The 11,484-nt window shown below is 40.0% G+C and carries 10 protein-coding genes; 8 read left to right on the forward strand and 2 right to left on the reverse strand.

From position 1 onward, the window contains the following. The first annotated feature begins 103 nt into the window (after nt 1-103). The gene (gene galE, locus PSR9079_RS21955) at nt 104-1,117 is read left to right on the forward strand and encodes a UDP-glucose 4-epimerase GalE (protein WP_149983256.1); all 1,014 of its coding nucleotides are present in this window, start codon (nt 104-106) and stop codon (nt 1,115-1,117) included. A 105-nt stretch (nt 1,118-1,222) separates the two neighbouring features. Then, complete coding sequence (locus PSR9079_RS21960) at nt 1,223-2,059, forward strand: DUF417 family protein (protein WP_149983257.1); 837 nt, start codon at nt 1,223-1,225, stop codon at nt 2,057-2,059. A gap of 133 nt (nt 2,060-2,192) precedes the next feature. On the opposite strand, the gene PSR9079_RS21965 is transcribed toward PSR9079_RS21960, so the two are convergent. Next, nucleotides 2,193-2,873 (reverse strand): Fe2+-dependent dioxygenase, encoded by a 681-nt coding sequence (locus PSR9079_RS21965; RefSeq protein ID WP_149983258.1) that lies wholly within the window; start codon nt 2,871-2,873, stop codon nt 2,193-2,195. 87 nt (nt 2,874-2,960) lie between these two features. After that, on the reverse strand, nt 2,961-5,141 hold the full coding sequence (locus PSR9079_RS21970) for a TonB-dependent receptor (protein WP_149983259.1): 2,181 nt from the start codon (nt 5,139-5,141) through the stop codon (nt 2,961-2,963). Nucleotides 5,142-5,477: 336 nt separating this feature from the next. Between PSR9079_RS21970 and PSR9079_RS21975 the strand changes: the two genes are divergently transcribed. The 6 genes from PSR9079_RS21975 to PSR9079_RS22000 are packed head-to-tail and all read left to right on the forward strand — an operon-like array spanning nt 5,478 to nt 10,399. Then, nucleotides 5,478-6,242, forward strand: a complete 765-nt coding sequence (locus PSR9079_RS21975) for a DUF3450 family protein (RefSeq protein ID WP_145234601.1) — start codon at nt 5,478-5,480, stop codon at nt 6,240-6,242. Then, nucleotides 6,239-7,549: a MotA/TolQ/ExbB proton channel family protein gene (locus PSR9079_RS21980; RefSeq protein WP_149983260.1), complete on the forward strand. Its 1,311-nt coding sequence runs from the start codon at nt 6,239-6,241 to the stop codon at nt 7,547-7,549. The genes PSR9079_RS21975 and PSR9079_RS21980 overlap by 4 nt, the downstream gene beginning before the upstream one ends. Then, a complete protein-coding gene (locus PSR9079_RS21985) occupies nt 7,542-7,913 on the forward strand; it encodes a MotA/TolQ/ExbB proton channel family protein (RefSeq protein ID WP_149983261.1) in 372 nt (123 codons plus the stop codon). The genes PSR9079_RS21980 and PSR9079_RS21985 overlap by 8 nt, the downstream gene beginning before the upstream one ends. Nucleotides 7,914-7,917: 4 nt before the next feature. Further along, the gene (locus PSR9079_RS21990) at nt 7,918-8,322 is read left to right on the forward strand and encodes an ExbD/TolR family protein (protein WP_149983262.1); all 405 of its coding nucleotides are present in this window, start codon (nt 7,918-7,920) and stop codon (nt 8,320-8,322) included. Between the two features lies 1 nt (nt 8,323). Further along, on the forward strand, nt 8,324-8,986 hold the full coding sequence (locus PSR9079_RS21995) for an energy transducer TonB (RefSeq protein WP_149983263.1): 663 nt from the start codon (nt 8,324-8,326) through the stop codon (nt 8,984-8,986). Nucleotides 8,987-9,013: 27 nt separating this feature from the next. Then, entirely contained in the window at nt 9,014-10,399 is a 1,386-nt protein-coding gene (locus PSR9079_RS22000; RefSeq protein ID WP_149983264.1) for a tetratricopeptide repeat protein, read from the forward strand. Nucleotides 10,400-11,484 lie beyond the last annotated feature (1,085 nt).

Below are 11,484 nucleotides of genomic sequence, written 5' to 3' on the forward strand. Positions count from 1 at the left end.
CGTAACATCATGGAACAACAAAAAGATCAGATAAAGCATGTATTGAAGTGCTATTTATGATGAAATTACAACTATACACCTTCACCTTATATATGGAGATTTCATGACAATTTTAGTAACAGGTGGCGCGGGATACATAGGCTCACACACTGTTGTTGAATTATTACAACAAGATAATGATGTTGTTATCATTGATAATTTAAGCAACTCGAGTGTGGAATCACTTGAGCGTGTAAAAAAAATCACTGGTAAAACTGTGCACTTTTATCAAGGTGACATCCTTGATAAAACATTTTTGGCCAGCGTGTTTGCAAAACATACAATTGAGAGTGTTATTCATTTTGCCGGTTTAAAGGCTGTCGGTGAATCAATGGTGAAACCCATTGAGTATTACCAAAATAACGTGCAAGGTACGCTGACTCTCGTTGATGCTATGCGCGATGCAGGTGTGTTTAAACTCGTATTTAGCTCATCGGCAACAGTATATGGTGATCCAGCAAGCCTGCCAATTCAAGAAGATTTCCCAGTAGGTGGCACTACTAATCCATACGGCACATCAAAACTGATGGTTGAAATGATGTTACAAGACATCGCTAAATCAGATGAGCGCTTTGCATTCGCAATTTTGCGTTACTTTAATCCCGTAGGTGCGCACGAGTCAGGCCTAATTGGTGAAGATCCCAATGGTATTCCAAACAACTTATTACCTTACATAGCGCAAGTGGCAGTGGGTAAATTAAAGCAGCTGGGTATCTTCGGCGATGACTATGATACGGTTGATGGTACTGGTGTGCGTGATTACATCCATGTTGTTGACTTAGCGCTTGGTCATTTAAAGGCACTTAATAAAATAAACCAAGATACCGGTGCCCATGTTTACAATCTTGGCACCGGTAATGGTTATTCGGTGCTACAAATGCTCAACGCATTTAGCAAAGCCTGTGGTAAAGATATTCCGTATCAGGTGTCACCTCGTCGCCCAGGTGATATTGCAGCTTGTTATGCAGCGCCTGAAAAAGCCCTTAGTGAACTTGATTGGCAAGCAGAGCGTGGTATCGATGTGATGATGCAAGATACGTGGCGTTGGCAAAGTAACAACCCAAATGGGTATAAATAGCTAAACTTAAACCAGCTTCAATAAGCTGGTTTTTTTATATTTTTTGAAATAAAAAGTCTCGTTTACCACTCTTTTACAGTATCTATATTTAATCACCTATCAAAAATGCAACCAACCTATACTCGTTACAGTATTCATTCACTGCTAATTATTAGCTTATCGCTATTGGGTCTTAGTCTCTTATTAGGAGCAGGGGTAAATAATGTGCATGCTATTTTCAATTTTTATCAATTAGCCAATGTAATCCCTAAAACTGGGCAATCAATACTCGCTGGAGTGGCTTTTTTAGTAACCGCTTTATTTATTATTTTAAGTTTAAAACAATCACGTTTTCAGAACCCTGCTTTTGTTAGCCTGATCACTCTTGCCGTTATACCGCTTGTTACCTTATTAAGTGAAAGCCGCTGGATGACTGACTTAGGTGGCTTCCCAATTATAGGCTCTGGGCAAGGTATAATTAAGTACACTGCACTTGTTTCTCTCGCTATTTACCTTTATAAACCGCAGCGCTTGTCAGCTCAAGGCATGGCAATTTTGAATTTCTTTCCTGTTGCATTAGTGCTTATTTGGATTGGTGGTATGAAATTTTACGAGTTTGAAGCAAATGGAATTATATCACTGGTATCAACCTCTATTTTTATGTCTTGGTTATATACCTTATTTTCAGTGCAAACAGCGTCTAATCTAATTGGTGCGTACGACATCTTTTTTGCTTTAGCACTCGCTCTGGCTATCATTAAAAAGCATCCATTAGCCATTTATGTTGCGGCTCTTGGCTGCAGTGCCGTATTTTTAATGACACAGACATTTTTATTCTCAGCTGAAGGAGCTTTTGACAGCTCAACACTACTTGCAAGATTAGGCCTTTTTGTTATTAAAGACTTATGGTTTATCGCAAATTTACTGGTAATTGTTAGCTTTGCAAAAAAGAGTCTTAATTAACTACCATTTCAATAACATATTTAATAATGTGTATTGTAAGATCTAAAAAGCGCTATCACTTAACCAATCGTGGTAGCGCCTTATAAATATATACTTTTATATTTTGGTTTAAATACACATCACTACAACCTGTTTACGTCTGTGCCCATTGCCTTAATAAATTATGATACACGCCAGTTAACCTAACAATCTCAGGGCTATCGCTGACTTTTTCGCGCAAGCTTTGAATCGACATATCCAATTCAAATAACAAACCACGCTTTTCATCGCTATTAACCATGCTCTGTAACCAAAAAAATGAAGCTAAACGTCGCCCCCTAGTTACGGGAGTAACTTTATGTAAACTGGTTGATGGATACAACACCATGCTACCTGCAGGGAGTTTTACTGTGTGAGAGCCATAAGTATCTTCAATAACGAGTTCGCCACCATCATAGTCTTCTGGTTCGCTCAAAAATAACGTCATTGATAAATCCGTACGAATTTTCACTGGTGTGCCAGGTACTTGTCGAATCGCATTATCAACATGAATACCAAACGATTGGCCACCTTGGTAACAGTTAAATAAAGGTGGAAAAATTTTTGCAGGCAACGCCCCTGACATAAATAGATCACTGCGAGCCAGAGCGCCCATAACTATATCACCGAGCTCTTTGGCTGCAGCGCTTTGCTCAGGTAATTGTAAGTTATTTTTGGTCTTAGTTGATTGATAACCTGCGGTAACACTGCCATCAGTCCATTGCGCGGCTAATAAAACATTACGGCAATAAGCGACTTCATCAGCACTGAGCAAGTCTGGTATTTTTAATAGCATGGAAGTTCCCAAATCTTAAAAAAACAGGCTAATAAGCATTAACCTGTTTAATAAGCTTTAACCTATTTAACAAACATTAGTTTGTAATTAGAAAGAATAACTAGCCGTTAGTGTAAAATAACGACCTTGACCAGGAATAAAGTGTCCGCCACCTAGTTTATCTTCATAATCTTCATCCGTTAAATTCTCACCATTAAACTGAATGCTTAACTGCTCAGTTGCTTGATAAGAAAGCATCATATCGAACAAAACATAACTGTCGGCTTTACGACTGGTCGCTGAATTACCATTATAACGCTCACCAATATATTGTGCGCCAAAACCTGCAGCTATCGCGTCGCTAAAGTCATATCGAGCCCAAACACTGTAGCTATTTTTAGGTGCTCGAGCCAAGTTATGCCCAACATCACCATCAACCGTAGATTCAGTAACTTCGCTATCTTGATAGCTATAAGAACCGATGATACTTAATTCATCGGTGATAATACCTGTTGCAGACAACTCTAAACCTTGCACTCGTTGCTCACCATCAAGCACTTCAACACCACGCTGATCACTATTAGGATCATCCACGCGCGCATTAGTTTTAACCGTTCTAAAAATAGCGGCACTGGTCATCAACTTATCATCAAGTAAATTCCATTTAGTGCCTAACTCATAGCTTTGGCTCTTCTCCGGATCTAACTCACTTGAATTACCACGAGTAGATACTGCAATGCCTTCAGCCGATGGGTTATACGAGTTACCTGCACCAAAGTAAATGCTGCTATTTTGACTTGGCTTATATACGGCAGATGCGTTCCAACTAGTCATGGTATCGCTAGTTGAGATCGTTAATGCTGGATCCTTGTAATCATACTGATAATCGCTATCGTACTGCTCTGAACGTAAACCCGCAGTTAATTGCCAATATTCATTAAATGTAATTGTATCAAATGCATAAATTGCACGGGTTTTAGCAACCGCTTCAGTACTAGTGCCATCACGACCATACTGACCAGTGTAAGGTAAATAAGCATCTGGGTTGTATAAGTCATTCAGCGCTGGTTCGTTCTTTAAATTATCAGCTACCAATGCAGTCACATTCCAACGGCTAAATGTCTCGTTAGTTAATTCAACACCAGTAACCACATTATGTTTTACACCAGCAAAATAGTACTCACCAACTAAATCAAGTTGCAGTGTAGCCAATTCATTGCGCGTATCGCGATTTTTAACGTCGCTCATTCTAATATCAGTTGTTGTTTTTACATCAATAAAACGCGGCGCTGTCACTGTATCTTTTCGCTCTACACGACCAATGCGACCTTGGGCACGTAGCGTGGTTGTTTGCGACAAGTCATACTCGTACTTTGCAGTTGTTGAATACGCTTCGATATCTTCAAAATCACGATATACGTTACCGTAAAAATTAGTGAAATTCACCGGTGGTGCTGCATTTTCGCTACCAGCAAGTTCAGCAACAGGGCTAGAACCAACCCACGGAATACCGTAATCAGACATATTATCTTGATTCTGATAATCAGCATTAAGATTAAAACGGCTATTGGTGCCTAAACCAGTCGCAAACGAAACCGCTACTGCTTGTTTTTCTTTTTCAACATGATCACGCCCAGCAACATCCCCTTTATCAACCAGTAAATTGACACGTAGCGCTGATGTTTCAGCCACTTTAAAGTTACTATCGATTTGCGCGCGGTAATCACTCTCTGTGCCTAAACGCAGCGAAGCATCATTAAATTCATCCAACGTCGCCGTTTTTGTCGTTAAGTTAATACTACCACCCGTTGAACCTCGGCCTGTTGTCGCTGAGCTTGGACCTTTTGCAACTTCGATTTGCTCAACGTTATAAGTATCACGGTCGTACCCGGCAATATCACGAATACCATCGATAAAAATATCATTGGCAGCACTAAAACCACGAATAGATAAACTGTCACCAGCTGGCGCACCGCCTTCACCCGCCGCCAATGAAATACCCGAAACATTACGTAACGCATCTTGCAAACTATCTACATTTCTATCTTTCATCACAGCTTTGTTAATAACCGTTATTGATTTTGCAGTATCAACCAACGGCTGGGTGTTCTTTATTGATGATGATTTTTCAACTTTATAGCTTTGTTCCGATTGCGTTTTTGCTTTGGTTACTGATAGCTCTTGTATATTTTCAGCTCCTTGAGCAGACGCCCAAGTTGATAAAGTTGCGGTAACAAAAGCAGCCAGCGGTTTTATATAAGTTCGGCGTTTATTAGTCATTTTATCCATTTCAGCTCCATTAGCAGGGAACTTGCTAACACGTTGTTTTTGTAGCAAGTCATTTAAGCACGTTGATTTAAGTTCGGCGGAATCCTAGCACCGAGTAATATCAATGTAAATGCGAAATGTTATCACTTGTATTACTTTGTCAATCATTGTACTATTTTTCACACTTTTAAACTTACGTAACGCGACTGTAAATGCACAGTAAACTTGGATGCATGAGTGGCGTAAAAAATTAAGTTTAAGCGCTTAAAAATCAAGGTTTTTTAATTTTATAAAGTTAAAGCCAGAGCTTGGCTTTGTACTGTAAATGGTTATTACTTTTAGGGCATTACTTAGCATATGCAACGTTTTATAAAATCTGTTGGGGCAGTTATTTTACTAAGCTCATTCTCAAGCTTAGCTGATCCGGTTAGCGAACTTGAAAACCTCGTTAATCAGTGGTTACAAATAGAACAACAAACTAGTGAGTTAGAAACACATTGGCTAGAAAAAAAAACCTCGATGCAACAAACATTAATCTTACTTGATGCAGAGCAAACACAACTCAAACAGCTAAACCAAAATCGTCAAAAGAACACCTCTGAGCTGGCAGAAAAGCGCACTGCGCTAATTAAAAAACAAAGCCAGCTTGAGACCGATGAAAACGCGCTCAATAGTCAATTAATCCAGCTCAGCCAGCAATTGCGCTCACTGCAAGTACAATTACCTCCCCCATTACTGGCGAGCTGGCAAAGTATTGGCGATCTAGATAACGAAAGCCTAGATGCGAATGAAAAGCTACAAATTGCTTTAAAAATGCTTGGCCAATTGGCTGATTTTCAAAACCGAATTTCAATTCATGAAATGGCAATCAGTAATAGTGAAGGCAAAGAAATATGGGTAAAACAGCTTTATTTGGGTGCCGCACAAGCATGGTTTGTTAGTAATGATTTAAGTTATGCGGGCATTGGCTTCCCTTCTGAGTTAGGTTGGCAATGGCAATTTGATACTGAAATTGATGGCGAGCAAATTGCCCACGGTATCGCTGTACAAGAAAAAAAACAAGCAGCTCACTGGCTTACCTTGCCTGTATTTAGCTATGCAGCTAAGGAGCTGACGCCATGAAACGATTCTGTACTTTTTGGTTTGTTACACTACTGAGTTTTAGCCAAGTAGTAACAGCCGCGACTGCGGATGCTGCCAAACAACAATTGCTAACGGATATTAAAACGGCGCAGAGCGTTTTAAATAAAGCACAACAGCGGATTGCCAAACAGCAAACAACTATGGCACAACAGATATTTGAAAAACAGCAAGCACTTAAAAAAGAGCGTGAGCAAGCGACACTCAATCGCCGTTTAGCTGATGAAGACACATTGAGTTTAACCCAGCTACAAACACGCTTAGATAGCTGGCAACAACAACAGCAATATCGGCTAAATTTACTCAACCGATTTACTCGTCAATACGCTCAGCAAGCGCAAAGTAAAAACGATCAACAAGCACTTTTAAATGATGTAGTCGCGGTGATAGAGCAGCAAACCGCGGCATTATATCCAGAGTTTAAAAAACAAAATATAGTATTGAAAAATGGCGAACTGACCGCAGCTACAACATTACAAGTAGGTCCCGTGGCTTGGTTTAGTGTTGCACAGCCAAAACTAACCGGCCTGCTTTCATCAGCAGCTAACGTTGCAGTACCAAAAGTAGCTATAGTTCAATCAAGTGATGAGAATAACCCATTTGATATTGCTTACTCACAAGTAAATACAAACTCAGCTAAGGTCGCAGCTTCTTTAACATTTGATCCAAGTTTAACCCGCTTAGTTGCCAGTCAAGCGCAACAAGAAGGTGCAGTTGAACATCTTGAAAAAGGTGGCTTATGGGCAATCCCTATTATTTTATTTGCATGTTTTGCATTATTAATTGCGCTATTCAAGGCATATCAATTATTTAGCCTTAGTAAGATCAAAGCTGTCTCGACGCTGACTTTACAAACTGCGTTTAATCAACCTGAGCAACACAGCTTCAGCGGAATGCAAGCAACGCTGTTTCAACTCTCTGTTGATAGCAACATAGGACAAATAAGAGATGACCAGTTATTTAATCAGCTGATGCATAATAAACACAAGCTTGATAACTACATTGGCGCAATCGCGATCACAGCATCGGTAGCACCGCTACTGGGCTTATTGGGCACAGTCAGTGGCATGATTGAAACATTCAAAATGATGACGTTATTTGGCTCAGGCGATCCAGAAGTGGTATCTGGTGGTATTGCCCAAGCTTTGATCACTACCGAGCTTGGCCTCGTTGTTGCCATACCAGCATTAGTACTCAATGCGCTACTATCGCGTAAAGCTAAAGCCTATTACACCCAACTTGAAGCGTTCGCACTGCAACTTAGTCAACTTGAGGTGAAAAATGTTTGAGCAACTGTTCGATAATTTTATCTGCTGGCTTATCATCCTATTAGCGCTATTTGTTTATCAGCTCATTTGGCACGATATCCTGCATTTAAAACAATATAAACTGCAACGCCAAGGTTACTGGCACGATGTCAGCTCTATTTTGACCGCTGCGCTGCCATTACTTGGTTTATTAGGCACCATTATTGGTTTACTCGATACATTTAAAGTGATGTCGCAAGGCGAAAACGAATTAATGAGCGAAGCGATAAGTAATGCTCTACTCACCACACAACTGGGGTTAGTCTGCGCAATTCCTGCATGGCTGATGCAAGCTTACTTGCTGTACGTAACACGTAACAGTACTATCCAACAGCAAGCGAGCTAAGCCAATGCAAGCACGTTTAAAACAACGCCTAGAACAACAATCTGCGCATCATATTGATATGTCACCACTATTAGATGTGGTATTTATACTATTGATTTTCTTTATTGTAACCACCGTTTTCGTTCGCGAAAGTGGGGTCGAGGTTGATAAACCGCAAGCCGTCTCAGCAAGCAGATTAGAGCAACAAGTTATTTTTCTTGCCATAACTGATAGTCAGCAGGTTTACTTTGACGGTAGCCAAATTGGCGTGGCCGGTGTGCGCAGCAGCGTAGAGCAAATGCTAAAACAACAGCAAAGACCAGTAGTGATCCAAGCTGATAAAACCGTACCAACTGAGCTATTAGTAAAAGTAATAGACGAAGCAAAACTTGCTGGTGCAGCAACCGTTAACTTAGCGACCCAGCAATAATATGCAAAATAATATACTCGCATCACAACCTGCAATAGCTAATAAACGTCATCCGTTTTTTGCTTTTATGTTGAGCCTAACGGTACTTGCATGCGCATTAGTTTTACTCTGGCTTGGCCAAATTGCTGAGCACGTTATCAACGACAAAGTTATCGTTCGCGAAGTTGCTTTAGTGCCACTGCCTCCACCTCCGCCACCAACCGTGACGCAATCAGCTGTAACAGAGCCGATGCAAAGCCTCGTTGTCGAAGGTGCGGGTGCAACTATTCAAGCCATTAATATAAAAATTGAAAGTAAAATTTCGCTTAGTAAACCAACCCTTGCAAATATGCCAATTGCGACTCCTGAATTTCAATCTATCGAAGTTAATTGGGATGCCTTTAGCTTAAATCAACTAGATGGTTTACCCACGCTACTCACTCCCGTAAAAGCAGTATTACCTAAAAAGTTAACTCGCCAAGGTGTGAGTACCTTCATCGTGAAGCTCGATGTTTTTATCGATGAAAATGGCCGATTAAGCTTAATTGATGTTATACAAAACCCGTACCCTGAGCTAAAGCCTGAAATAGACAAGATCATTAAGCAAAGTCGGTTTAGTTCACCAAAAAAAGACGGTGAAATAGTGAGAGCCAGATTTATTTGGCCCATTGAATTTAAACCTTAGTAAAGCCAGTATTTAAGTGAAAATACAATGAAAAAATTAACAACAAAAAAATGGTTAACGTCTTTAGCTATCGTGCCATTAACCTTTTATATGGCTGCCAGCCAAGCAACCTCATTGCAGGTAAAGCTACAACCAAGCGATCCACACTGGCAGTTGCTGATCAATAATAATTTACTGAGCCCAACAGATATAAAAATCGAAGCTAATGAACGCAGCTTCGCCCAGCAACTAAAACCACTATTACAACAAGGTAACTACCAAGCTGTTGCTGATCTATTTAAACAACGTGAATTAGGTAACGATAGCCCTGCGTTACAACTTTTACGTGGCCAAGTTTTGTTAACCTTAAAACAGTTTGCAGGAGCTGAGCAGGCGTTAAAGGCAAGTTTATCAAGCATGCCAGATTTAGTTAAAGCTCATCAAGGTTTAAGTCTGCTCTATATGCAGCAAGGTAATTATCAACAAGCACAGCCACATCTAACCCGCTGTATTGAACTTGGCCAAGCTGATGCGCAAGTCTATGCGCAACTTGCCTATATTCATGTACAAGCTGAGCAGCCTTGGAGCGCAATTGCAGCTTATCGTCAGGCATTAATGCTTGAGCCACAGCAAGCACAATATCAACAAGGGTTACTATTTTCACTAATTGCTGCAGGCGATCTAGGTCAAGCCCAAGCTCTGCTAAAAGAGCTATTAAATGCATCCCCTAACAATCCAGAGCTTTGGCTACAACGTGCACAAATTGCCTTACAACAAGACAACAATAAACAAGCTTTGGCAAGTATTGAAGTAGCTTTAAAGCTGGCACCTAGCAATGCAAGTAATCAATTACTTGCAGCACAACTTCACCTTACACAAGGTAGCTACTCACGCTCTGTTGAATTGTTAAGTAATGCATTAGCAAGCACTCAGCCAGCTCAAATAGCAGAAGCTAGCGAGATTAGTATGCAAACCCTAAATTGGCTTATCGCACAAAAAAAATGGCAGCTAGCCAAGCAGCTCGTTTCGCAACTAAACCCTTTCATAAATAAGTTATCAAAACAATCCCGCGCAGAGTTTTCAGTTTATACCGCTCAGCTAGCAATTGAGCAAGGTAACTTTAAACAAGCTCAAAAGAGTTTACATAAAGCATTAACAATCGACCCAAATCTTGGCGATGCACTGTTAAGCCTGGCAAATATCTATCAGCAACAAAACCAACTGACACAAGCAAGGTTAATGTATGTACGAGCACAAGCTTTACCTGAGTACCAACTCTCTGCATGGTTAGGTCTCGCGCAAATTGAAATTGAAAATAAAAACTACAAAGAAGCATTAAGCCAGCTTAAAAAAGCACTTAACGCTAACCCACAAAGGCAAGACTTACTCACCAACATTCGCGCTCTTGAAGGGCTGATCCAACGAGAAGGTTAATAGTTAACAGATTTATACCAATCGTGTTAAGTTACTGACCATTTATAGCGACAGATAAATACAGTGATAACAAGGCGTAAATTTTGACATGTAGTTGTTCTTTTTGAAAAAATTATAACGCTGTTAGCGCTTTATTTAGCTCGCTAGAGTGTTAAATATTTAAGTCGATTGGTATTACACCAAGCCCAGCACAACGTTGGGCTTTTTATTGTCTAGTTTATAGTTTCTTCTTATGTCGTTAGCGAGTTGGGTGATTTTATAGAGAGTGCGGGTTTGTCTGTGATACCAGTCTGCATAAAGATTAAGTCAATTTGATCCAGTCTCTAGAGCATATGCTTTTAACCGTATCAGGATCAGGAATGAATTTATTCCACGCTTGCGAAACCTGTTCGACTATTTCTTCATAACCACTAAACACACGATTAGATAAACAGTGTTGCCGTATCCAACTCCATTGTTAAGGTTGTTTGAAACCCATTTATTGACACTGCCGCGCGCTGTATTTAGGCGCTTAGCAATATTCGTTCTGTTTTCACCCTCAAAGAATAATGAAACAGCAAGCAGGCGTATGCGCTTTCTTGCATTAGGCTCTTTACGTGATAAAGCTAAAAGTTGCTTGGATTTTTCTAAGTTAAATTTAGTAAAAGTAGATAAGTATCAGTGTGCTAATTAGATCACATAATTTGGCAGATTGGTATCATTAGCTGATAGAGGAAATAAATTTGCGAGTTTAGAGTTTAGAGTTTAGAGTTTAGAGTTTAGAGTTTAGAGTTTAGAGTTTAGAGTTTAGAGTTTAGAGTTTAGAGTTTAGAGTTTAGAGTTTAGAGTTTAGAGTTTAGAGTTTAGAGTTTAGAGTTTAGAGTTTAGAGTTTAGAGTTTAGAGTTTTACAAAAATAAACTTTTCGCGCCCTATGTCAAACGTTCGCTAACTTTACTCTCGCTAACTCACATTTTAAACGTAAAAAAGCCGCTTCATTTCTGAAGCGGCTTTCTCAATTTGGAGCCTGGCAATGTCCTACTTTCACATAGCAAATGCTACACTATCATCGGCGCTGTTTCGTTTCACTACTGAGTTCGGCATGGGG

It is taken from the genome of Pseudoalteromonas rhizosphaerae, from assembly GCF_902498845.1.
In the GTDB taxonomy this organism is placed as follows: Bacteria; Pseudomonadota; Gammaproteobacteria; order Enterobacterales; family Alteromonadaceae; genus Pseudoalteromonas; species Pseudoalteromonas rhizosphaerae.

Coding starts and splice junctions, on each gene's coding strand:
- PSR9079_RS21995 (WP_149983263.1), top strand. CDS start 8,324: ATGCAAAATAATATACTCGCATCACAACCTGCAATAGCTAATAAACGT.
- PSR9079_RS21985 (WP_149983261.1), top strand. CDS start 7,542: ATGTTTGAGCAACTGTTCGATAATTTTATCTGCTGGCTTATCATCCTA.
- PSR9079_RS21975 (WP_145234601.1), top strand. CDS start 5,478: ATGCAACGTTTTATAAAATCTGTTGGGGCAGTTATTTTACTAAGCTCA.
- galE (WP_149983256.1), top strand. CDS start 104: ATGACAATTTTAGTAACAGGTGGCGCGGGATACATAGGCTCACACACT.
- PSR9079_RS21990 (WP_149983262.1), top strand. CDS start 7,918: ATGCAAGCACGTTTAAAACAACGCCTAGAACAACAATCTGCGCATCAT.
- PSR9079_RS21960 (WP_149983257.1), top strand. CDS start 1,223: ATGCAACCAACCTATACTCGTTACAGTATTCATTCACTGCTAATTATT.
- PSR9079_RS21980 (WP_149983260.1), top strand. CDS start 6,239: ATGAAACGATTCTGTACTTTTTGGTTTGTTACACTACTGAGTTTTAGC.
- PSR9079_RS22000 (WP_149983264.1), top strand. CDS start 9,014: ATGAAAAAATTAACAACAAAAAAATGGTTAACGTCTTTAGCTATCGTG.
- PSR9079_RS21970 (WP_149983259.1), bottom strand. CDS start 5,141: ATGGATAAAATGACTAATAAACGCCGAACTTATATAAAACCGCTGGCT.
- PSR9079_RS21965 (WP_149983258.1), bottom strand. CDS start 2,873: ATGCTATTAAAAATACCAGACTTGCTCAGTGCTGATGAAGTCGCTTAT.